Source organism: Flaviramulus sp. BrNp1-15, assembly GCF_022259695.1.
In the GTDB taxonomy this organism is placed as follows: domain Bacteria; phylum Bacteroidota; class Bacteroidia; order Flavobacteriales; family Flavobacteriaceae; genus BrNp1-15.
Genome location: NZ_CP092099.1, coordinates 371,721 through 395,830, shown reverse-complemented (window position 1 = coordinate 395,830; position 24,110 = coordinate 371,721). Strand labels below are relative to the sequence as shown.

The 24,110-nt window shown below is 33.0% G+C and carries 16 protein-coding genes; 1 reads left to right on the top strand and 15 read right to left on the bottom strand.

Going from position 1 to position 24,110, the window contains the following annotated elements; translation table 11 throughout:
- Positions 1 to 6 precede the first annotated feature (6 nt).
- The 8 genes from MBM09_RS01685 to MBM09_RS01650 all read right to left on the bottom strand — a co-directional run bounded on the left by MBM09_RS01685 (position 7) and on the right by MBM09_RS01650 (position 10,499).
- A complete protein-coding gene (locus MBM09_RS01685; protein ID WP_238675116.1) occupies positions 7 to 378 on the bottom strand; it encodes a hypothetical protein in 372 nt (123 codons plus the stop codon).
- Between the two features lie 3 nt (positions 379 to 381).
- Entirely contained in the window at positions 382 to 1,902 is a 1,521-nt protein-coding gene (locus tag MBM09_RS01680; protein ID WP_238675115.1) for a PIN domain-containing protein, read from the bottom strand.
- Positions 1,903 to 1,960: 58 nt separating this feature from the next.
- Positions 1,961 to 2,734, bottom strand: coding sequence for a hypothetical protein (locus MBM09_RS01675; protein ID WP_238675114.1), 774 nt, complete (start codon positions 2,732 to 2,734; stop codon positions 1,961 to 1,963).
- A gap of 194 nt (positions 2,735 to 2,928) precedes the next feature.
- Positions 2,929 to 4,746, bottom strand: coding sequence for a M1 family metallopeptidase (locus tag MBM09_RS01670; RefSeq protein WP_238675113.1), 1,818 nt, complete (start codon positions 4,744 to 4,746; stop codon positions 2,929 to 2,931).
- Between the two features lie 156 nt (positions 4,747 to 4,902).
- Positions 4,903 to 6,516, bottom strand: coding sequence for a S8 family peptidase (locus MBM09_RS01665; RefSeq protein WP_238675112.1), 1,614 nt, complete (start codon positions 6,514 to 6,516; stop codon positions 4,903 to 4,905).
- A gap of 27 nt (positions 6,517 to 6,543) precedes the next feature.
- The gene (locus tag MBM09_RS01660; RefSeq protein ID WP_238675111.1) at positions 6,544 to 7,404 is read right to left on the bottom strand and encodes an MBL fold metallo-hydrolase; all 861 of its coding nucleotides are present in this window, start codon (positions 7,402 to 7,404) and stop codon (positions 6,544 to 6,546) included.
- 54 nt (positions 7,405 to 7,458) lie between these two features.
- Entirely contained in the window at positions 7,459 to 9,654 is a 2,196-nt protein-coding gene (locus MBM09_RS01655; RefSeq protein ID WP_238675110.1) for a SulP family inorganic anion transporter, read from the bottom strand.
- On the bottom strand, positions 9,651 to 10,499 hold the full coding sequence (locus MBM09_RS01650; RefSeq protein WP_238675109.1) for a universal stress protein: 849 nt from the start codon (positions 10,497 to 10,499) through the stop codon (positions 9,651 to 9,653). The genes MBM09_RS01655 and MBM09_RS01650 overlap by 4 nt, the downstream gene beginning before the upstream one ends.
- A 102-nt stretch (positions 10,500 to 10,601) precedes the next feature.
- On the opposite strand from MBM09_RS01650, the gene MBM09_RS01645 reads away from it, so the two are divergent.
- Entirely contained in the window at positions 10,602 to 12,470 is a 1,869-nt protein-coding gene (locus MBM09_RS01645) for a sodium:proton antiporter (RefSeq protein WP_238675108.1), read from the top strand.
- A gap of 150 nt (positions 12,471 to 12,620) precedes the next feature.
- Here MBM09_RS01645 and MBM09_RS01640 read toward each other — a convergent pair whose 3' ends face one another.
- From MBM09_RS01640 to glgA, 7 genes are all read right to left on the bottom strand, one after another.
- Complete coding sequence (locus tag MBM09_RS01640) at positions 12,621 to 12,992, bottom strand: hypothetical protein (RefSeq protein WP_238675107.1); 372 nt, start codon at positions 12,990 to 12,992, stop codon at positions 12,621 to 12,623.
- Positions 12,993 to 13,272: 280 nt separating this feature from the next.
- Entirely contained in the window at positions 13,273 to 15,675 is a 2,403-nt protein-coding gene (locus tag MBM09_RS01635; protein ID WP_238675106.1) for a glycoside hydrolase family 31 protein, read from the bottom strand.
- A gap of 207 nt (positions 15,676 to 15,882) precedes the next feature.
- A complete protein-coding gene (glgB, locus tag MBM09_RS01630; protein ID WP_238675105.1) occupies positions 15,883 to 17,793 on the bottom strand; it encodes a 1,4-alpha-glucan branching protein GlgB in 1,911 nt (636 codons plus the stop codon).
- Between the two features lie 6 nt (positions 17,794 to 17,799).
- Positions 17,800 to 19,428 (bottom strand): trehalose synthase, encoded by a 1,629-nt coding sequence (locus tag MBM09_RS01625; RefSeq protein ID WP_238675104.1) that lies wholly within the window; start codon positions 19,426 to 19,428, stop codon positions 17,800 to 17,802.
- Position 19,429: 1 nt separating this feature from the next.
- The gene (locus MBM09_RS01620; RefSeq protein ID WP_238675103.1) at positions 19,430 to 21,367 is read right to left on the bottom strand and encodes an alpha-1,4-glucan--maltose-1-phosphate maltosyltransferase; all 1,938 of its coding nucleotides are present in this window, start codon (positions 21,365 to 21,367) and stop codon (positions 19,430 to 19,432) included.
- Positions 21,368 to 21,440: 73 nt separating this feature from the next.
- Entirely contained in the window at positions 21,441 to 22,706 is a 1,266-nt protein-coding gene (locus tag MBM09_RS01615) for a glucose-1-phosphate adenylyltransferase (RefSeq protein ID WP_238675102.1), read from the bottom strand.
- Between the two features lie 27 nt (positions 22,707 to 22,733).
- Positions 22,734 to 23,936 (bottom strand): glycogen synthase, encoded by a 1,203-nt coding sequence (gene glgA, locus MBM09_RS01610; protein ID WP_238675101.1) that lies wholly within the window; start codon positions 23,934 to 23,936, stop codon positions 22,734 to 22,736.
- Positions 23,937 to 24,110: the final 174 nt, after the last annotated feature.

Below are 24,110 nucleotides of genomic sequence, written 5' to 3'. Positions count from 1 at the left end.
AGTGTTTTATTTCACGTATGCAAAAGATTGTGGTGGATGTAAATTAAAATCCGTTTTTAAGCATTTAGGTTCTTTATATTTTTTCATATTCTTAACTTGAATAGCGAACCCTTTTTCTCTCTCCGAGAAATATTCATAAAAAAAATCTTCTGTAATTCCCGAATGATCTTTTGTCAAGTTCCAAAGAGTTTCGAGGTCATTATTGAAGATTTTACCGATTTCAAATTCGCCAATTACTTTTTGTACAGGCGATGAAGCATAAACTATGATAGATTTAACATTATTGTTTTTAAATATGGCTTTTCTAAATTCAAACTTTTTAGAGCCATCAAAAATCTTAAAGGCAAATTCTGGTTTAATTGATAAAACGACTTTCATATATTATCTTCGGTTGTAAGCAAAATTAACTAATTTATTAAACTGATTGTTATTTAATTCTATAAATCCACGTGGCATATTCATAATGTCAGGAATTACGCCAATCCTGTTCAAATCATTTAGCGTTGGCTTTGGTGTTGGAAAAGAGTGAGCATAAAGGAATTTAATAACGAATGGTCTGTATTTGGGATATTTATTCCACCAGTCTTTTTCTAAATCTGCCTTTTTAATCATTGTTCTTCTGTAACAAGCTTTGTAAAAATCTTCAAAGGATGCAAACCCGTTTATAACTTCCTCTACAATGCAAATTGAAGTTACTGTGCTGGAATATTTTTTTGGCTTAGTGTCTCCCATTCTGTAAACGATAATAATATCTCCAGGTTGAAGGTGTCTATCTTGAGAATGTGAGATGTATACCTTGCCAATTCTATTGCGATGTGGTTCGTTTTCTGTGTATTTTGTTTCGTCTTCTCGAGTATTAATGCTATCAGGAAATAATTCCGTATGATATTGTGGTTCTATCTTGATGATGTACTTTCTTGTATCTCTCGAAAAGAATGGAAAAGAAAGTTTTGGTTTGTTGATTTCAATAGGTTGTGATTTTCCAAAAGGTCTTGTTAAAACGATTTCATCTCCATTTTTCGTGGATTTTATTCCGTGTTCTGTAAACCCCCAACCTTTAAGCATATCGATTAATTGACCTTGTTCAGGTCTTTTATTAAATACCGTAACATATATTTCATCAACTTTATATTGAATAGCATTATCAAAGACAATTTTTAAGAATCTTTCCCCTATTTTATATCCATTACTAATTACTTTTAAGGTTCCAATTTTCAGTCTTTTTTTCTTGTCAAATATTGGTTTTATTTCAGAGTAATTTTCCGTTTTTTCTTCAACTTTTATATAAAGAAAAGCTGTTAAGTTATTGTCGCTATAACATATATAACAAACCTTGTCAAATTTTGATTTAAACCAATCATCAAATTCATCATAGTCTTCTCGGAAACTATCAAAAAAATTGTCATTAATGTCAACTTCTGCAAAGTCAGCCTTTTTTACAGCAAGGACATTGTATTGAACTAAATCTGGGTTTTCAGAAGTGACTTTTTCAAGAAATGATTGAATTTTAAATACTTTGTCTGAAATCCCAAGTTTAGAAGCTTTTGTATGTATTTTTTTGTCTTGAGTAATTAATAAATCTATTCTGCCTTCATAAATTTCATTTAACAGATGAGTGTCATTAATATCATTATCGTTAACATCAAACCCTACACTTACACTTTGTACAATTTTAGAAAAAGGAAGTTGATGCTTAATTCTATTATAACTATCTAATTTTATTGAAAAAGTCTTAACAACTTGTTTATTTTGATAGGAATCAATTTCAGAGATTGTGATTGGATGAATGTATTTTTCGTAATGCAATTTATCAATCCAATTAAATAATTGTCCAATATCGTGTTCAACTATTCTGTTCGCTTCTCTGTGAATAATTATATTAGTATCTAAAAGTACTTTCATTCAATGATTGTTCTTGAGTTTATTCACATTATTGCCAACTATTGTTGGCAACTTTTTTTTATTTGACTATTTCAATTCCTTTAGCAACATCCTCGAAAAATGATTCCAACTCTACCTTTGTGCTATCAACTAATTTCTTTATTAGGATTTCATTTTTATTAATATCATATAGTTTACATATAGTGTCTGAATAATCTAGGTAATAAATTGTCGAATCTATTTTAAAATCAATTTCGTAGTATGGTTTGTCATAGATAAAATCTAACTTCTTTATTATTTTGAAATTTAGATTTTTGTCTGCCCAATAAGAATATTTTAAGCGACAGGTTTCTCCATATAGCCAAAAGTCTAAAACGATATATTCCGCTTTGCTATTACGATATATGATTAATTCACCTCCATCAGTAGAATAATCATTTAACTCTAACGTGTCTGCGGTGAATTGCACTTTATTTTTTTCAAAGTCTCTAATTATGTTAAAGCCCAATAAACCCAATTCTGATTTTAAATCTGTGCTTTCAAGAAAAGTTTCTTTTTTCGAATTAGAATCAGATTTTGGAGATACGGTTAAATTAACAGAGTCTTTGAACAAGAGGGCAATTACAATTGGTACGATTATACCTGCAAACACAGCAATTTTGTTTCCATCTGAAAGCCGTTTCCACCAGTCTGAAACGTATGTAATTAAAAAATACTTCCTTCGGACTATTTTCCAACCTGCATCCAGATGTTTTTTTAATTCAGCTTTTTTAACTGTTTTATAGTCATATCCAACAATAATAAAATCTGGGATATTTTGTTTTTTTGATCGTTTTAGGTCGTATTTAATCATTTAAATTGTTGCCAACGAATTGATATGAAATCGTTTTAATACTTCGATTACGCTCAGTACAAGTTGTTTAAATTCAACTACTAAACGAATATAGCTGAAAATTTTTACAAAATCAAGCATTATTTAGCCATAAAAAAAGCCTCTTTGTTTTTACAAAAAGGCTTTTTAAATTATATGTGTTTTATAAAAAAACTTTACTTTTTATTGTTTTCTTTATCAATATCTGCCATCATTTCCTTAGGGTCTATTTGCACACTTTGTATAGCTTTTGTGGTTTCAAAAGTGTAAGTTGGGTATGCCCACGCCCAATCTTTTATAATAGTTGCTGAGGTTGGTTTTTCACCACGCATCATTTGCAACGGGATATAAAAACTTTCTGTAGAACCATCGGTATATGTAACTTCTAAATCTATTGGCATTGGCATTAAACCTATACGCTCTAAGGTTACTGTTTTGTCTTCAACAGATTTTACAGCATAATCAATAGTATTTGTGGTTTGTGCAAAATCTATTAAGTACCAATCTAGTTCTAAACCAGAAATTTTTTCGGCAGTTCGAATAATATCTAAAGGTTTTGGGTGCTTAAAAGCAAAGTCTGTGTAATATTTTTTAATGGTTTGTTTAAGGTTGTCTTCACCTATAACATAACCTAATTGCGCCATAAATACTTCACCCTTACTGTATGCCGAAATTCCATAAGCTTGGTTATAGGCATACCTGTCTGCATGTGTAGTTAAAGGTTGCTCTTTTCCAGATTTAGCTAAGTAAATATAACCTTTATACGCATTGGCTGTTGGATTGTCAATGCCCGCTTTCATAACCTCATTCATGGCTAAATCACTTATGTAGCTTGTAAAGCCTTCGTCCATCCACTCGTGTTTAGCTTCGTTTGATGCTAATAAAAACTGAAACCATGTGTGCGCCATTTCGTGAGCTGTAACACCTACCAAGCTTCCAAAACTGCGGTTGCCTGTTATTAAAGTACACATGGCATATTCCATACCGCCATCTCCACCTTGAATAACAGAGTATTGATCGTAAGGATATGTACCAATGTGCTCACTAAAATATTGCATAAGTTCAACCGTTTTTGGTTGCATTTTTTTCCAGTTTTCAAGCTTATCACTATCTAATGTTTTTTTGTAGTAAAAGTTTAGAAGTGGCCCATTAGGAACTTGTTTTGTGTCATGAATATAATCAGGATCTGCAGCCCATGTAAAATCGTGTACGTTAGGCGCTTTAAAATGAAGCGTTTTTTTATTTCCTTTTATTTCTGGCTCATTTTGCAAATAGCCTGTACCACCAACAACGTAGTTTTTATCGATAGTTAGTTTTACATCAAAATCGCCCCAAACTCCATGAAATTCACGACCTATATATGGATCGGCATGCCAACCTTCAAAATCGTATTCAGCTAATTTTGGGTACCATTGCGTCATTGATAAAGCAACCCCTTCTTTATTGTTTCTTCCAGAACGACGAATTTGTAACGGAACTTGCGCATCGAAATCCATTTTAAAGGTGACGCTTTCTCCTGGTTGAATAGGTTTAGCTAAATCAACCTCTAAAACGGTTCCAACGGTTTCGTGTTTTAAAGCCGCCCCATTTTGGGTTAAAGCATTTACTTTTATATAACCAATTTCGCTAGGTGTTAATTTACTTATTCTATCACCTACTCTTGAGTCTGGATCTGGAATGGTACGAGAACGCACATCCATTTCGCTACCCGGTTGAAAAGCATTAAAATACAAGTGATAATAGACTCTATTTAAAACATCGGGTGAATTGTTGGTGTAAACCAAAGTTTGTTTTCCTTTGTATTGATAGGAGTTTACATCCATATCAATATCCATGTTATAATCTACATGTTGCTGCCAATAGCACGAATTTGATGTAGTAAGAGGCGCTTTAGGAGTTACTACAGTTGGAGTTTTTGGAACAACTGCATTTTTTTGACTGTTACAAGACCAAAATAGTGTTAAACAAAAAAGAAAAACAATAAACCGATTCATAGATTAAAAGATATTTAAAAGGGTGTTTAAAACTGTTATGTCACATTGAGCTTGTCGAAATGTTTTCTCTTTTTACTAGAACAAAAAAGGTTTCGACAGGCTCAACCTGACAATGGATATGTTGTTTATAAAACACCCATATTTTTTGATGAAATATTACTGACCAGCAGCTACTTTAGATGCCATAATTAATGCATTATAAGCATTGACTATTTTTGAAGATTTTGTTAAATCTGCAAAAGGTCTAACGTCATTAGTGTCGCCACCAACAATTACTTTTGGTTTTAAAGCCAACCCAGAATCCATGATAACTTGTTTTACCTGAGCAGCTGATAATTTAGGATAATACGAACGGATTAAAGCTGCAACTCCTGCAACAGCTGGAGCCGCCATAGAAGTACCACCTTTAGTATCGTACTCGTTTTCTGGAGTTGTAGAATATACGCTTGCTCCAGGAGCAAAAACATCAACGTTCTTTTTTCCGTAGTTTGAAAAACCAGCAATCATATTAGAACCATATTTTGGCGCTAAAGCTCCAACTCTAATATAGGTATCAGAAACTTCCTGACCATTAATATTATCGTCTGGGAAGTTAGGCTCAGTATCTACATCTTTACTATCATTTCCTGCAGCATGTACAAAAACAACATCATTTTTTCCTGCGTAAGCAATAGCATCACGAACCCAATCACTATGAGGAGAAAAACTTTTACCAAAACTTCCATTAATAATAGATGCGCCATTATCAACAGCATAACGAATAGCTAAAGCCACATCTTTATCATATTCATCACCGTTTGGAACCGCTCTGATACTCATGATTTCAACATTATTCGCAACGCCATTTGCACCTTTACCATTGTTACGCTCTGCAGCAATAATACCTGCAACATGTGTACCGTGGCTTTCACTTTTCTTAACAGGTTTTACATTACCATCACCATAATATTTAGAAGACATATCTTCTGGATCGTCACCATTTACACGCCCTTTAAACTCTTTGTTTAGGTTAAAATTTAAACGCTCGTTAATGCTTACTAAACCGTCGTTAATTTCTTTTTTTGCATCTGCCATAGAATCCATACCGTTACTAAACATATATTGAGCTATTTGTTTAGCTTGGTTTAATTCTTGGTCTTCGGTTTTAATAGCAGCAACATCTTCTTTGGTGTAATCTTTTTTACCTATATGTTTTGCTAAAGCATCGTCAGCATTTGTTATTTGCTGATAGATTTGCTCATATTGAGTTTTTCTACCCAACCATTTTTGATATTCTGTTTCGTATTCTGCTTGAGCTCTTGCATAATCTGGGTGACTTGTATCTCCGCTAGCTAGAATTCTAACAAATTCTAATTGTTCATCATAACCTTTACCTAAAAAGTTCCACCCGTGTACATCATCAACATAACCATTTTTGTCATCATCTTTTCCGTTGTTAGGAATTTCACCTTTATTAGTCCAGATAACGTCATCTAAATCTTCGTGGTCTATATCAATACCAGAATCAATAACTGCAACAATAACTTTTTTACCTTTTTTGTTTTTAATAATGTCTGTGTAAGCTTTATCAACACTCATTCCAGGAATGGTGTCTTTAATTAAATCTAAATGTCCCCAATTGTGTTTTTCGGCTTCAGTTAACTCTGAAACTTTTAAAGGCGAGGTATCTATATTCTCTACTGGAGTTGATAAAATGTCTGCAGTACCACCGCAGCCAAAAATAAATGCAGCTAAAAAAGCTGATAATAATAATGATTTAAATGTTTTCATTTTTTATTCGAATTAGTCGTTTTTAATTTAATTAAATATGTCTTGTGTTGTGTATGTGTTGTTTAATCTTACTCCTTTTTCGGTTTTTTTAACGGTAATAATTTCGTTATGAGCATCGTGCTCTAAAAATAAATAGAAATTATTGTCTGCAGCTATATCCAGAAACTTTTCTTTTTCGTCTAAAGTTAATAAAGGTCTGGTGTCGTAACCCATAACATACGGAATAGGTAAATGCCCAACAGTAGGTAATAAATCTGCCATAAAAGCTATGGTTTTACCTTTATAATTTATAAGCGGAATCATTTGTTTTTCGGTATGACCGTCTGCAAAAAAAATATCAAAACCCAATTCAGAGTTTTTTAAAATATCATGTTCTGGAAGCGATGTAAATTTTAATTGACCGCTTTCTTCCATTGGAAGAATATTTTCTTTTAAAAATGATGCTTTTTCGCGTCTGTTAGGTTGAGTTGCCCACTGCCAATGGTTTTTATTACTCCAAAAATGAGCGTTTTTAAAAGCAGATTCATAACCGGTTTTGTCTTTATTCCATTGAATGCTTCCTCCACAATGATCGAAATGCAAATGCGTTAAAAAAACATCGGTAACATCATCTCGATGAAAACCGTGTGCTTTTAGCGAATTGTCTAAATTAAAATCACCCCAAGGGTAATAGTAACCAAAAAATTTAACCGATTGTTTGTTGCCCATGCCGTTGTCTATTAAAATCAGGCGGTTACCATCTTCAATTAGTAAACAACGTGCAGTAAGGTCGATCATATTATTGGCGTCTGCAGGATTGGTTCGATGCCATATAGATTTTGGCACTACGCCAAACATGGCGCCACCATCTAATTTAAAGTTTCCGGCATTAATTGGGTATAAGTTCATAGGGATGTAAAATTACGAAATAACTTGCAAATCCTTAAAAATGTTATGAATATATTATGAAATAACTTCTTTTAATCTTTTTCCGTAATCTAACAAGGTTTTTATTTCCTTTGTACTGGCTAATCGTTCTTTTCCAAAAATCAATAAAGCATTGCCATTAGACTCCACATGATAGTAAGGGTTGCTTTCGAAGAATTTAGTAACATCGTCGTTAAAAAATTCAGCAATTCCAATCTCATTATCACCTGTAAGATAAAAACGTTTGGAGAAATCGTCGTGGTCTTCAATAGGAATATCTTTATATCCGGCAAGTGCCGAAACTTTTTCTAAAAAACCTTCTCTATCTAGTGTAAATTCTGGAATAGCAAAGTTTAAATCTATGTGAAGCATGGTAGAACGAACGACTTCTTTCGTAATAAATTCTCCTTCTGAAAACTCGATGTCAAACAACTTTATGCCATTGTCTTTTTGAGATAATTCGTTATAAATATGATTGATATGTTTTGTGTAAAAAAACTCAAAGCTGTTTAAAAAAGATATGTTTTTTTGCTTTTTAGAACTGTAATTCAAACTATAATCTTCAGACAAACTCTCCATGGTAGTTTGACGTCTTGTAAGGCTGTTTTTTATAATTTTTGGAACAGGAAGTAAACGTCGTGATGCAAAAGGGTGTTCAGAATCTGTGTCGTGCATATCTAAACCAATAACATCAAAATGGCCACCGCGTTTTGCAAATAATTCTTGATAGTTACTAATGTTTTCTAAAACAGTATCATCAACAAATTTACACATCGAAAAATCTACAATTACATCTTCGTTTTCTGGAACCTCATCTAGGTGTTGTTTTAATCTAAAGTAATTTAAGAAGCTACAAAAATGCTTCACACTCACATAATAATTATTCTTACCATCTTGCTCTTTAAACATTAAAACATTAGGTTTTAAAACATTTCTTAAAAACAATCCAGCACTTTTGTTTATGATAATATGAATGACAAAAGTGGCTAAAACACCAGCTAAAATTCCTGTTATTAAGCCAATTTTTAAGGTAACAACTAGCGTAACAAAAAATATGATAAGTTGCTCTTTACCAATAGAGAATATTTTTCTAACAATATTAGGCGACGCCAATTTATAACCTGTATAAACCAAAATAGCCATTAAAGCAGGAAGCGGTATTCTAGTTAATTGTGTGCTAAAAACAACAATAAATAAAACTAAAAATGCCGCATGAAAAAAGTTGGAAGACCGGTTACTGGCACCATTATTTACATTTACAGAACTTCTAGCAATAACGGTTACTACATTTAATCCGCCTAAAAGCCCACTACCTACAGTTGCTAAACCTAAAGCCTTAAGATCTCTATTAACATTAGAGCGTCTTTTTTCAGGGTCTAATTTATCTACGGCTTTAATACTTAAAAGCGATTCTATACTTGAAATAAGTGTTAAAGCTAAAACACTTCCCCAAAACGAAAGACTCCATACGCCATTAAAATTAGGTAGTTTTAAATCTGCTATAATATCATTTATTGAAGGAATACCAGAAATCATATATTCTTTTGCAATAGGGTTGGGTTCGTGTAATCCCATTTCAAAGTAATAGCTAAAGCCAATAGATAAAAGAACAATCCACATTGGAGCAGGAATAAGCTGTAAGTATTTGTTTCTTATTTTTGAATAAAATGCCATAATACCTAAACTTATTACACCAGCTAATGCGGCATAAATTAGCCCGTCGCTACCATAATGAAAAGCATCGTATAAGGTTGTAGGTATTTCTAAAAGATAGTCAATAGTTTCCTCTCTTTTTATTTTGTGCGCAAGCATAATATGAAATTGTTTTCCCAGAATAATGAGTCCAATTGCAGCCAGCATACCTTGAATGGCAGAAGATGGAAAAAAATCTGCAAGCGTACCCATTCTAAAAAAGCCTAATAGTAAAAGCAAAACTCCAGAACACATAACAGCAACATAAGCACTTTCTAAACCAAGCGTTGTAATAGCAACTAAAAGCACGCCAACTAACCCATTACCTGGACCAGAAATGGTGACATGGCTACCACCTAAAATGGAGACTATAATACCACCAACTACAGCGGCTATAACTCCAGAAATTGGAGGTGCATCACTAGCCATAGCAAGCCCTAAACCCAATGGTAATGCAATAAGGCTAACTACAAAACCAGAAAATATATTTTTGGGAAGCGCTTTAAAAAAACCTTTAATATTATTTTTTTTAGGACTCATTGTAGAATTAACACATCGGTTGGTAATTCAGTTAAAATATGCTCAATATCATGTGGAAACAATCGATCCCAAAAAGTCATTTTAGACGGTGCATTCATCACCAATAAATCTGCCCTTGTTATTTGAGCATAGTGCCCAATTGAGTACCCTTTTTTTCCAAAAATGGCTTGTAGTTTTATAGTTTTGTCTTTTGTATATTCTTCAGGAATATGACTAATAATTTCCTTTACCCTACTGTTTTCCCTTAGTTGAATACGCTCTTTCATGATGGTAGATCTTCTAAGTGATTTATCATCATAAATCTTTATGGCAGCCTGCTCCTTATTAATCTCTTCAACAATAGTTATTTTATTTGCTTTAAGCTTATTTGCAACGTAAAAAGCGGCAGTTATGGTTTGTTCTGTTCTTGGGTCTTTTAATCCGTTTACAACAATGTGTTGACATGGTTCGCGCTCAACAGAAGGTTTAATTAATAATAAAATAGAACATTTTACTTTACGCGTAATTTTTCTGGCAATAGAACCTACATAATACTTCAAAAATTGCTCACGCTGTAGCGCTCCAAGAATTAATAAGTCTATTTTTTTTTCTTCGGAAGTTGATAAAATAACATCTACAGGGTCTCCCGGTTTAAAAACCACTTCATAATCCAAGTTATTTTCTTCAAAGCTTTTGAGAATAGTACTCAGCACATTTACTTTGTCTCCTGAAGCTTCGCCAACATGAATTAAAAACAACTTACAATCAAAGAAAACAGCTAATCTTGCCGCTTCAAATAGGTTAGCTTTTAAGTTTGGGGAAAAAGCCACTCCAATTCCAATACTTTTAAATGGTTTTAAAGACAAATGTGTTGTTTTTCACTAAAAAAGTGAAAGATAGTATTTTTAAAAACATCAAATCATCTGTTTTACTTATTTTAGTGATTTTATATAAAGAATTTAGATAATATGTTAGAATTAGGAGGCATTATCATTTTAGGAATATTAGCACAGTGGGTAGCATGGAAATTTAAAATTCCAGCTATTTTACCTTTAATATTAATTGGTTTGTTGGTTGGACCCATTGCAGCAGAATTTTTAAGTGAAGATGGAACCAAATGGATTGAACCCATCTGGAATGGTAAAGAAGGTTTGTTTCCAGGGAAAAGTCTGTTTTATTTTGTGTCACTTTCTATTAGTATTATTCTTTTTGAGGGTGGATTGACCCTAAGAATTAATGAAATAAAAAATGTTGGCCCCATTATTACCAAGCTTATTACATTGGGTTCTCTTGTTACGTTTTTTGGAGCCGCCATTGCAGCACATTTTGTGTTTAATTTAAGTTGGGAAATATCGTATTTGTTTTCTGCACTTATTATAGTAACAGGCCCCACTGTAATTACACCAATTTTAAGGAATATCCCACTAAAAAAGGATATTTCGGCAGTTTTAAAATGGGAGGGTATTTTAATAGATCCTATAGGCGCATTAGTGGCAGTACTTGTTTTTGAGTTTATAAGTGTAGGTGCAGGAGGCGAGTTTACTAAAACAGCCCTAATAGAATTTGGTAAAATTGTATTATTTGGATTTACCTTCGGGTTCACCTTTGCACACGCGCTTAACTTTATTATTAACAAAAAATTGGTGCCTCATTATTTACTAAATGTATTTGCTTTGGCGGCGGTATTAGGTGTTTTTGTGTTGTCTGATGTTTTTGCACACGAGTCTGGATTACTTGCGGTTGTTGTAATGGGTATGGTTTTAGGAAACTCTAACTCATCATATTTAAAAGAACTACTTTATTTTAAGGAATCTTTAAGCGTTTTACTCATATCCATTTTATTCATTTTGCTTGCGGCAAATATTAACATGGAAGAATTGTTGTTAGTATTCAATTGGAAAGCAGTTACATTATTTGCATTAGTAGTTTTTATTATTAGACCTATTGGTGTTTTTTTAAGCACTCATGGCTCTAAATTAAAATTAAACGAAAAACTATTTATTAGTTGGGTAGGACCTCGAGGTATTGTTGCAGCAGGTATCGCATCGCTTTTTGGATTAACGCTTGCCGATAAAGGTGTGCCAGATGCTAAATACATCACGCCGCTGGTGTTTATGATTGTGCTTGGAACCGTTTTATTAAACGCAACCACAGCTCGTTTATTTGCGAAATTAGTAGGTGTTTTTCTTAAGAAATCTGGAGGTATTTTAATTGTTGGGGCGTCAAAAGTTTCTAGATTACTAGGGCATTATTTAGAAACAAACGGCAGGCATGTTGTGCTAATTGATAGTAACGAAACTAATATTAAAAAAGCAAAAGAATTAGGTTTAGAGGCCTTAACAACTAACATATATTCTGACACGCTTTTAGATAACATAGAACTTAGTGATGTAGGATATTTAATGGCATTAACCGGAAGTCCAGATATAAACACTTATGCAATTAATAAGTTTAGTAAACAGTTTGGAGAAAATGGTTCGTTTAGATTGGTTACCTCACAAGAAATTATGGAAGGTACAGACACTCCAAAAGAAGGCTTGTTTTCACATAAAGACGATTTTAATTCTTTAATGGAACTTACTAGAAAACATCCATCTATACAGGAAATAGATTTAGAAGACAAAGCGCATTACAATAAACTGATAAAAATCTCGAATGCTGATGAAGATATCATACCGCTTTTTGTAAAGGATGATGAAGGCGAACTACATATAATATCGTCTTATAATTTAGATTTTGAAAACATTAAAAAAGGTTATCAATTGGTATATTTAGGAAAACCTTTTGATGTTGAAAAAGTACCAACAGCTGAAACTAAAGCTTCAAAAGAGGAGTAGTGTTTCGTTTAACGGTTACGTATAAGAATAGTGCGGTTTTGTGTCCGAGGATTTTCCGCAGGAAAATCAGAGTGACCAAATACGCACTAACCTTTTGATTTAGGAATAAACTTAAGCATTATTTTTATACATTGTTGTATGCCGTTTTTATTAATCCATTTCAAATTTTGTCAGTCGCTCAAAAGTTTCTTGTTCAATTAATTTGTCCATGTCATTTGGTTCATTAGGATTAGCAATCCAACCGTCTTTAGTTTTTAAATAGCATAACTCTCGATGCGGATATTTTTTTATAATTTGTTCTATATCTCTAAATAAATTTTTTTGGCGTTTCCAAATTGTTCCAGTTTCTCCACATCCATAAAAATTTTCATTGTCATTATTTACCAATGAAATAAATCCATGAGAACCAGGTATCGGTGTTCTTATTGGCAATTCTTGAGTTTGTTTTTCAAATTCAATAGAAATAGGATTGTAAGGGAATGTCAATTCGCAATTTTGACATTTTAACATTATAAATGACATTCCTTTTTCTTTTGATGAATTAATGAAATTCAATTGGTCAGAGTCAGGTTTAAACTCACTTAAACATTTATTGCACTTGATTAATGTCATAAAGTTTGTTTTTTGTCAAATGGCATACAACGACTGAATATGAAATCGTTTGAATGTTTTATATTCTATGTTAAACGAAGTTAGCTGAAATTTTTTACAAAGTCAATAAACACAGAAAGATTATTAAAAACAAAAGCCCTCATTTAATAATTTAAATGAAGACTTTTTATATAGAATGGTTAGTTAATTTTTAAGCCATAATATGAAGTTCTGTAAACTCTTTTTTAAGCGTTAAAGTATTATCTCCGTTAAGTTTTAAATCTTTAAAAGAAATTTCTACGTTATCCACTTGAACTTTAGATATTTTAAAAGGCAACCCGTGTAAACTCAATTTAAATGTTTTATACGTAGTAATAAATTTACCGGTTTTATGTTGCTGAATAATCAACTCATCTTTTTTACCAAGTAAACTAAAATCTCTTAAGCTATAGCGCCCTTTTATATAATCATAACCATCGGTAGCATCTTCATAAACCATAGATTTTTCTTTACCTAATTTATAGTATACATCAAGTATTAATTCGTCTATAGTTTTTTCGCCTACATACTGCTGGATAGGGTATTTAGGAATAATAGCACCTTCTTTAACAAAAACTGGCATACTATCTAAATCGGCATCAACCCAAAGTTCTTGCCCGCCTTTTACAACTTCATCGGTCCAGAAGTTATACCATTTTCCAACAGGGAAGTACATGCGTCTTCCTTTTTGATTTGGCCCTGTAACCGGACACGCTAATATTTTTTCACCAAAAACAAACTCATCATTTCTGTAATGCGTTTGCGGGTCTGCCTGGTCGTATAATACTAACGATTTTAAAATAGGAATACCTTCTTCGGCATATCTCCAGAATGCGGTGTATAAATAAGGTAGTAATTGATATCTTAATTCAATAAACTTTCTTACTACATCGGTAATGGTGTCCCCAAAAGCCCAAGGTTCTTGATCGCCGTGGTCTCCAGAAGAGTGTGTTCTACAAAACGGATGGAAAATACCCAACTGAATCCAACGTGCGTATAATTCGCCGTTTGGTTGTTCTGCAAATCCACCAATATCAGATCCTATAAAAGAGAATCCAGACATACTCATACGTTGCGCTTGCAGGTTGGCTATGTTTAAGTGATCCCAAGTGGCTACATTATCTCCAGTCCAGCTAGATGTGTAACGTTGTGTGCCAGAATAAGCAGCTCTTGTAATTACGAAAGGTCTTTTTGGGTATGAGAATTTTTTCAACCCTTGATAGGTAGCACGAGCCATTTGCATACCGTAAACATTATGCGCTTTTCTGTGGCTACAGTAATTACCTTCGTAATTGTGTCTTACATCGTCTGGGAACGTTTTTCCAGGAACATCCATTACCGCAGGTTCGTTCATGTCATTCCAAACGCCTTTTACACCTATATCTTCAATAAGTTCTTTAAACAAATCAGACCACCATTCTCTTACCTCTGGATTTGTGAAATCTGGGAAATAACATTCCCCTGGCCATACTTTACCTTTCATATAAGGACCGTCTGCACGTTTACAGAAGTAATCTTTTTCCAAGCCTTCTTTAAACACAGAATAATCCATGTCTATTTTAATTCCAGGGTCTATAATTACAATGGTTTTAAACCCATCGTCGGCTAATTCCTTAACCATGCGTTTTGGGTCTGGGAAATACTCTTTATTCCATGTAAAGCATCTAAAACCTTCCATGTAATCGATATCTAAATAAATAGCATCACAAGGAATTTGTAATTCTCTAAACTTAGATGTAATGTCTTTTACGTTTGATTCTGGATAATAACTCCATTTACATTGGTGGTATCCTAATGCCCAAAGTGGAGGTAATTGATGCGGTTTTCCAGTTAAATCGGTGTAGTTTGCAACCACTTCAGACATTTCTGGTCCATAAATAAAATAGTAATTCATCTCACCACCGTGAGCCCAAAAACTAGTTATATTTCTTCGTTCGTGACAAAAATCGAAAAACGATCGGAATGTATTATCAAAAAAGATTCCGTAAGATTTTTTATTATGAAGCGCCGTATAAAAAGGAATGGTTTTGTAAATTGGGTCGGTATTTCTACCATAAGCATAAGAATCGGTTACCCAATTTTCAAAACGCTTGCCCTTCAAATTATTATCTACAGGCTTATCACCTAAACCATAATAACTTTCTCCTGGTTGAGATGTTTTAGACATTTTTACCACATCGCCACCATGCTCGTAGCTTTCTTCCCAGTGAAAACCAAGTTCGTCTTCACAAATAAGCGTATTGTCTTTAGCATCTAAAATAGATATACGTAAATCCGTTTTTGCTATTTTACAAATTAGTTTTGCGGTAGTAATTGTGTATTTATTATCATCTTCAGAAACTTCAAGGTGATTATAACCTCTACTAGCATATTTTGTGATGGCATATGAAAAATCGTTTTCAAAAATGCCAGTTGTTGTATATCTAAAGCGAAGTATGCTGTCTCTACGAACGGTAACTTGTAATACAACCCCATTCTCGGAAGTAAATGAAAGTACGTTTAAGTTCTTTTCGTACTTTACTATTTTTGAAGGAAACAAGTTTCCTTTATATTCTAATTCAGTATTTAATATCATAAACTAAGAGTCAATATTAATTGACGAAAGTACTAAATTTAATAAAGCTCTCGCGTTTCTTTTTATTAAAAAAAAGAACAAAAAATTATATAAAACGTAATTTATGAGTTAATTAATTACTAAAAGCTTAACAAGCTACTAATCAACAGTTTTTTGCGCTTCAAAAGGATTAAAAAACTTTTAAAATTTAGTAAAAAACGATAACTTTTATGGTTTAAATTCGAAAACAGTAACAGCCAATGGAGGTAATGTGATTTCAGCTGAAAAATCTTTACCATTCCAAGGTGTTTTTTTGATAGTGATTTGTCTTTTGTTAGAAACACCACTACCACCAAATTCTTTAGAATCGCTATTAAAAACTTCTTTTAGTTTACCCTTAACAGGCACACCTATACGATAGTTTTCTCTAACAGTTGGCGTTAAATTACAAATAACAGCTACATTATTTTTTGAATCATAACCTTTTCTAAGGTATGAAATTACACAGTTTTCATGGTCGTCGTAACTTATCCATTCAAAACCTTCTCCAGTAAAGGCTTTTTCATATAAAGCAGGTGTTGTTTTGTAGAACTTATTTAATGCTTTATAATAGTTTTGAGCGTTTTTATGAGGTTCAAATTCTAGTAAATTCCAATCTAGGCTTTCTTGAAAATTCCATTCATTGTATTGCCCAAACTCACTACCCATAAACAATAGTTTTGTTCCAGGATGTGTAAACATATAACCGTATAACAAACGAAGATTAGCAAAACGTTGCCACTCGTCACCAGGCATTCTGCCTAAAATAGAGTTTTTACCATACACCACTTCGTCATGAGATAAAGGCAGCATAAAATTCTCGGTAAAAGCATAAGCTAAACTAAAAGTAATATCGTTTTGATGGTATTTTCTATAAACAGGATCTTTTTTAAAGTATTCAAGCGTATCGTGCATCCATCCCATCATCCATTTCATACCAAATCCTAATCCGCCAACAAATGTAGGTTTAGAAACCATAGGAAAAGCGGTTGACTCTTCGGCAATAGTTTGTACATCTGGAAATGACGAGTAAACTTCTTCATTTAATTCTTTTAAAAAACTAATAACAGCCAGATTTTCTCTGCCACCGTAAATGTTTGGTTCCCATTCGCCATCTTCACGAGAATAATCTAAAAACAGCATAGAAGCCACAGCGTCTACACGTAAACCATCGGCGTGGTATTGATCGAGCCAAAAAATAGCATTACTTATTAAAAAGGAACGCACTTCATTACGTTCATAATTAAAAATTAAACTTTTCCAATCTTGATGATAGCCTTTGCGTTTATCTGGGTGTTCGTATAAATGCGAACCATCAAAAAAGCCTAAACCGTGAGCATCTTCTGGGAAATGTGATGGTACCCAATCTAAAATAATTCCTATATCATTTTGATGTAGTTTATCTACTAAATATTTAAACTCTTCAGGGTAACCAAAACGTGATGTTGGTGCAAAATATCCTGTTATTTGATAACCCCAAGAAGGATCATAAGGATATTCCATAATTGGCATAAGTTCTACATGTGTAAAATTCATCTCTTTTACATAGTTCACTAAGTCGTCTGCCAATTCATAATACGACATAAACCTATCTTCCTCTACATTTTTCTTCCAAGACCCTAAATGCACTTCGTAAACAGAATATGGAGCGTCTAAAGCATTATGCTTTTTCCGGGTTTTCATCCAGTTGCTGTCTTTCCACTTGTAATCGTCGTCCCAAACAATAGAGGCTGTATTTGGATTGTGCTCAAAACGTCTTGCATATGGGTCTGCTTTTTCCGTTTTTATATCGTTATTATTGCTTTGAATTTTGTATTTGTATTTAGAGCCTTTACCAATAAGTGGAATAAAACCTTCCCAAATACCACTAGAATCCCATCGAACATTTAGCTGGTGTTCGCCTTCCATCCAATAATTAAAATCACCAATTACAGAAACTTGTTTTGCTGTAGGCGCCCAAACAGCAAAATAAACACCATCAATTCCATCTACAGTTACTAAGTGAGAACCTAATTTTTCATACAGTCTATAATGCTTTCCAGATTTAAAAAGATTGATATCGAATTCTGTAAATAAACTGTGAACTTTTACTTGTGCCATATTGGTTTAGTGGTTTATAATATTAGATATTCCTTTTAAAGGAATGACTGCCCATTGCGGACGAGAATTAAGCTCGTAACCCAACTCGTAAACTGCTTTTTCTAATAAACAGTATTTTAAAATAAAAATACGTTCTTGGTTATAACCTAAATTTAAATTTGCGTTTTGTGTTTCGGTAACATAGGTTCCTAAAAACAATCCTGTTATGTAACGATAGAGTATTTCTCCGGCTTTAAATAAGTTTTCCTGATTAAAAGGATAAGCATCCTGATTATTAAAAATAGTAGCGTAAATAGCATAATGAAACGACCTAAACAAACCCGCAACATCTTTTAGTGGCGGTTGCTTTACTTTTCTATCTCGTATAGTGCTTTCTGGCTCACCTTCAAAATCCAGAATGTAGAAATCGTCGTCTTTTACTAAAACTTGCCCTAAATGATAATCGCCATGAATTCTTATGCGCTCACCTTTAAGTTTAGTCCAGTCAAAATTTACAAAGCGTTTTCTAATGGCATTTTTATTATCTAAAAATTCATTAGCCAATTCTAAAGCTAACCCTTCGAGTTTATGAATATTATTTTCAATTGTATTTAACCTGTTTTGAAATTGATACAACATTTTGTTTTTTAACCAAACGGTGTAATCGCCATTATAATGTTCTGGAGTAAAAGCGGTTTCTTCAAACTCCGAACCTAATGCAATATGCATTTCTGCGGTACGTTTTGCTAAGGTTTGGACTTGTAAAAATAATTTTAAACCTACCCAGTCTATAATTTGTGGTGGCACATCGCTAATGGTTAAACGTTGATACAATTCTGTATTAGGTAGATTTTCAACTTTTATATTTTTATGTTCTAAATTGCAAAATACATTGTGCAACTCTTTTAACATGTAATCCCAGGCGTCACCTTGGTTTGTAATCATTTCCTGCATTAAACCAATGGTAATGTTTACATTATCAGAATCTACCAGATTGATACTGCCAAGGTATGAAGGTGTATTTTTAAATCCTTTTTTCTCTGATAAAAACCGACTCATTTCATAATCTGGGTTTTTGTCTGCAAAAATTCTTCTAAAAAACTTTAAAACATATCTGTCGTTATAAATTAACGATGTGTTGCTTTGTTCCAAGCCCATAAATCTGGAAGATTCATAAACCACATCATTAAACAAATGACTTTTATGGTATTGAACCTTTGTGGTGTCTATAGGTTCTGCGGTTGCAATACGTTCAAAAACTAATTTTCTAAATGCCTCAAGGTTTATAGCATCAATAATAAACCCTTTTTGTCCATTAATTTGTATAGGAAGAATTCGGTTTTTTGGCGCGAAGTTTTCATCGGTTACAAAAGCTATTGGTAAAAAGTAATGCTGATAAAAAGCCTCAACGAAATTAACCTCTAAAATCAACCCATAGTAAACCTCTCCTTTTTGTTGAATTCTAAAAAACTCAGCTAATTCAATATACTTAAGTTTGCTAGCCTTTCCTCCGTACCAACGTTGTTTTATGATGTAATCTTCCAATACATCAGATAAAAATACTTTTACAAAATCGTTACTATCCAGCAATTCTTCCCAAGTTTTATTAAACTGGAAAGGAGAGCTTACTGAGGATATAGCCGATTGATTTGACATATTATTTTTTTATCTTAAAGATATGGAAAGGTAGTGTTGGATGTAGTTCTACAAAATTCCACTCACTTCCCCAATTGTACTTACTATTGGTGATTAAATCCTGAACTTCTATTTGATGCCCTGCATGAATACCTAATTCATTTAAGGGAAGTTGAACTGTGCCTTGTTGCGAGTTAAACGCATCTAAACTAATAATGATTAATAACTCATTGGTTTTTGAATCGTTCCACTTATAAAAAGCGATTAAATTATCGTTTTCAATATAGCAGAATTTAATATTATTTGTTTGCTGAAGCGCTTCGTTTTGATGACGAATATAATTTACTTTTGATATTACCGTTGTCAACTTATTTTCTATAGACCAATCGTAATGGGTAAATTGAAATTTCTCGGAGTTATTATATTCTTCTTTTCCAAGTAAAGCATCGCTTAACATATACTCATAAACAGGTCCGTATAAACCAATACTCGAACTTAAAGTTGCAGCCAACACATAGCGCTGTATATGTTTAGATTCGTTAGCACCTTGTAAATGAAACGGATTTATATCTGGAGTATTAGGCCAGAAGTTTGGTTGCATATATTCTCGCTGCTCACTTTTGGTTAACTCTTCAACATACTCAGTAAGCTCATGTTTTGTGTTACGCCATGTAAAGTAAGTGTAAGATTGGGTATAGCCTTGTTTTGCTAATTGCTGCATAACTTTTGGCGCCGTAAATGCTTCAGCTAAAAATATAACATCTGGGTGTTTTGCTTTAACCTTAGAAATAATCCAATTCCAGAAATAAAATGGCTTTGTGTGCGGGTTGTCTACTCTAAAAATAATTATACCACAATCTATCCAATACAATAAAATATCCAAGCACTCTTTCCAAAGGTTTTTAAAATCTTTGCTTTCCCAATAAATAGGTAGGATATCTTGATATTTTTTAGGTGGGTTTTCGGCATATTGAACAGTGCCATCTGGTCGCCATTTAAACCATTCTGGGTGTTCTTTTACCCAAGGATGATCAGGCGCTGCTTGAAGCGCATAATCCATAGCAATTTCAATATTATGCTCCTTAGCTTTTTTGATTAGGTTTTTAAAATCATCAAGTGTACCTAAATCTGGGTGAATATCTTTATGTCCACCATATTGAGAACCAATTCCCCACGTAGACCCTACGTCTCCTTCTTTAGCTTCTGTAGTGTTGTTTTTACCTTTTCGGTTTACTTCGCCAATAGGATGAATAGGAGGTAAGTAAAGCGTATCAAACCCCATTTTTGAAACTCTAGGTAATAATCGTTCACAGTCTTTTAATGTGCCGTGAACGCCTTCTTGTTCTGAAGCAGAACGCGGAAAAAATTCATACCAAGTACTAAAACGCGCTTTTTTTCTATCTACATAAACTTGAAATTCTTTAGAAGAGTTAACTAATATTTTTTCTGGATGATTGAAAAAAATATTATGAAGTCTTTCACTGGTTGCTTCTTTGATGGCTTCATTATAATTTGTTTCATCTTTAAAAATATTAATTAAATGGTCTAGATAAAGCGAATCATTTTTATCGGTTTTAACTTTGATGTTTTTAAGATATTCCACACCTTCTAAAAGCTCTGACTTTACATGTTGGTTATCTTCAATTTTACGCTCAATACCATGTTGCCAATTTAAAGCATAATCCACCCAAGCTTCTACTTTATATGTGTAAAAGCCTTGTTTTTCAACAGAAAAAGACGCTTTCCATTCATTATTAACAATAAGATGCATTCTGTTTTCACGCCATTTTTTATCTTTTTGATGTTTATACAAAACCGAAGCCCCAAGCACATCATGACCATCTGCTAGAATATGAGCATCTACATTAACAATTTCATTTACAACACGCTTTATATAAAATTCTCCACAGTTTATTTGGGGAGAAACATAATCTACAACAACTCTTTTTTGGTTTTGCATAGGTTAATTTAGTTTAGTAAAAAGTAAAAATAGGAGTTTCTATATTATAATATGCGAATCAAAATAATAAGATTTATATAACATACCCTTTTGGAATAACGGCTCCTTTTTTAATAACTATAATACCATCTTTTATAAAATACATATCAGTTTCTTTATCCTCAAGATGGTTTCCTCCATTAATTCTAACATCATCTCCAATTCGGCAGTTTTTATCTATAATGGCGTTTTTAATAAAGCAGCGTTCGCCAATTCCTAAAAGGATTTCAATTTTGTTTCTATCAATTTCTTCTAAAGTTTCATAATGATCACAACCCATCATATAGGTGTTTATTATGGTTGACTCTTTACCAATTCTTGAACGAATACCAATCACCGACTTTTCTATTTTTGCAGCACTTATAATACAACCTTCAGCAATTACCGCTTTTTCTAACATAGTTCCTGCTAATTTGGTTGTAGGTAACATACGCGCTCTGGTGTAAATACGTTTTTGTCTGTCATATAAATCAAACTTTGGAATGTCTTCAGTAAGACCAAGGTTAGCCTCAAAAAACGAGTCTATGTTTCCAATATCTGTCCAATAACCTTCGTACTGATAACTAAGCGTTTTGTGTTTTTCAATACTTTGAGGAATAATTTCTTTTCCAAAATCGTTAGTCGATGGGTCTTTCATTAATTCAATTAACAAATCTCTATTAAACACATAAATACCCATTGAAGCTAAATAGTTTCGCCCTTGCGATTTCATCTCATCACTTACTTCTGAGGTCCATTCGGGTAATAAACTAGCGTCTGGTTTTTCTATAAAAGAAGTGATTACACTCTCATCATTTGATTTTAAGATACCAAACGACGTTGCGTCTTTGGCGTTAACGGGTATGGTTGCAATAGAAATTTCGGCGCCACTTTTCTCATGAGCCTCGATCAATTTATCATAATCCATTTGGTATAATTGATCACCAGACAGTATTAAAGCATAATCAAAATCATGTCTTAAAAAATGATGCATACTCTGTCTTACAGCATCTGCGGTTCCTTGAAACCAGGTTTTGTTGTTTGGTGTTTGTTCTGCGGCCAAAACATCTACAAAAGCACTACTAAAAAAACTAAAATGATAAGTGTTCTTTATATGGCGGTTTAATGAAGCGGAGTTAAACTGCGTTAAAACAAACATGCGTTTTATATCTGCATTTATACAATTAGAGATAGGAATATCTACCAATCTGTATTTTCCGGCAATAGGAACTGCGGGTTTAGATCTGTCTTTTGTTAAAGGGTATAACCTCGATCCTTGACCACCACCTAGTATAATTGATAAGACTTTGTTATTTATCATGACTTTAATTTTTTATTAACGCTAAATTTATAATAGTGATTTGTATAGTGATTCAACTTGCTTAGCAATGGCTACCCAATCAAAATAGTCTTCAACACGTTTTCTGCCATTTTTTGCCATAGTATCTTTTAAGTCCTTGTTTTTAATTACTTTGTTAATACCATTAGCTAAATCTCTTGAAAATTTATCTGGGTCTATAGGCTCAAAAGGGGCTTGTTTTTGTTGTTCTAAAGGAATAAGAATTCCTGTTTCTCCATCAACAACCACTTCTTTAATACCTCCTACAGCACTTGCTACAACAGCGGTGTTACAAGCCATAGCTTCAATGTTTATAATACCAAAAGGCTCGTAAATTGAAGGACAACAAAACACATCGGCATGAGAGTATAGTTGAATAACCTGATCTTTTTCAAGCATTTTATCAATCCAAATAACATTATCGCGTGTTTTTTTAACTTCAGCAACAGCATCTTCCATTTCTTTACCAATTTCTTTGGTGTCTGGAGCTCCGGCACATAACACTATTTGGGTATCTGGATCTATATATTTTATGGCATTAACCAGATGAATAATGCCCTTTTGGCGCGTAATTCTTCCAACAAAAAGCACATAAGGTTTTGTTTTATCAATACCATATTCATCTAATGTTGTGGTTTTAGAAGTTACTACATATTGCTGCAGGTTTATTCCATTGTAAATTACCTTAACTTTATTTTCGTCTACATTAAAATGTTTTAATACATCAATTTTGGTTTCTTCAGATACCGCAATAATGGCATCGGCCATTTCAATCGCTGTTTTTTCAACCCAAGACGATGCATCATAACCTCTACCTAATTGCTCACGTTTCCATGGTCTTAAAGGTTCAAGAGAATGTGTAGTGATAACTAATGGAATGCCATAACAAAGTTTGGTAACAATACCTGCAAACTGCGCATACCAAGTATGGCAATGCACTACATCTGCATCTACTGGTTCGCCATTCATTTGTATACAGGTGCTTAAGGTTTTAAATACCGATTTTAACTTATCATCTGCAGTATCAAAAATGGGGTTATCAAAAGGGAAACCTTTTACACTTAAATTACCAGATTTAGCATCTTGATCTCCAAAACACCTTACTTCTACCTTCATTAATTTAGCTAACTCATCAGCTAAATATTCAACATGAACTCCTGCTCCTCCGTAAACATAAGGCGGAAATTCTCGGGTGTAAAAAAGTGCTTTCATATAGAATGGATATCAAAAAAGTTGTTAAACTGAACATCAAAAAAAAGAAATTTAACGTTCAAGTTAACCCTCAATTAAGATTAATTTTTAAAAATTACAAAAACGATTTTTATTCGGCATTTAATTATAAAAAGACACAAAACATGGTCTTTAAATTACAAAAATGTTAATAAA

Bases quoted from the DNA above. Each gene is read 5' to 3' on its own strand.
- MBM09_RS01685 (WP_238675116.1), bottom strand. From the start codon at position 378: ATGAAAGTCGTTTTATCAATTAAACCAGAATTTGCCTTTAAGATTTTT.
- MBM09_RS01680 (WP_238675115.1), bottom strand. From the start codon at position 1,902: ATGAAAGTACTTTTAGATACTAATATAATTATTCACAGAGAAGCGAAC.
- MBM09_RS01675 (WP_238675114.1), bottom strand. From the start codon at position 2,734: ATGATTAAATACGACCTAAAACGATCAAAAAAACAAAATATCCCAGAT.
- MBM09_RS01670 (WP_238675113.1), bottom strand. From the start codon at position 4,746: ATGAATCGGTTTATTGTTTTTCTTTTTTGTTTAACACTATTTTGGTCT.
- MBM09_RS01665 (WP_238675112.1), bottom strand. From the start codon at position 6,516: ATGAAAACATTTAAATCATTATTATTATCAGCTTTTTTAGCTGCATTT.
- MBM09_RS01660 (WP_238675111.1), bottom strand. From the start codon at position 7,404: ATGAACTTATACCCAATTAATGCCGGAAACTTTAAATTAGATGGTGGC.
- MBM09_RS01655 (WP_238675110.1), bottom strand. From the start codon at position 9,654: ATGAGTCCTAAAAAAAATAATATTAAAGGTTTTTTTAAAGCGCTTCCC.
- MBM09_RS01645 (WP_238675108.1), top strand. From the start codon at position 10,602: ATGTTAGAATTAGGAGGCATTATCATTTTAGGAATATTAGCACAGTGG.
- MBM09_RS01640 (WP_238675107.1), bottom strand. From the start codon at position 12,992: ATGTCATTTATAATGTTAAAATGTCAAAATTGCGAATTGACATTCCCT.
- MBM09_RS01635 (WP_238675106.1), bottom strand. From the start codon at position 15,675: ATGATATTAAATACTGAATTAGAATATAAAGGAAACTTGTTTCCTTCA.
- glgB (WP_238675105.1), bottom strand. From the start codon at position 17,793: ATGGCACAAGTAAAAGTTCACAGTTTATTTACAGAATTCGATATCAAT.
- MBM09_RS01625 (WP_238675104.1), bottom strand. From the start codon at position 19,428: ATGTCAAATCAATCGGCTATATCCTCAGTAAGCTCTCCTTTCCAGTTT.
- MBM09_RS01620 (WP_238675103.1), bottom strand. From the start codon at position 21,367: ATGCAAAACCAAAAAAGAGTTGTTGTAGATTATGTTTCTCCCCAAATA.
- MBM09_RS01615 (WP_238675102.1), bottom strand. From the start codon at position 22,706: ATGATAAATAACAAAGTCTTATCAATTATACTAGGTGGTGGTCAAGGA.
- glgA (WP_238675101.1), bottom strand. From the start codon at position 23,936: ATGAAAGCACTTTTTTACACCCGAGAATTTCCGCCTTATGTTTACGGA.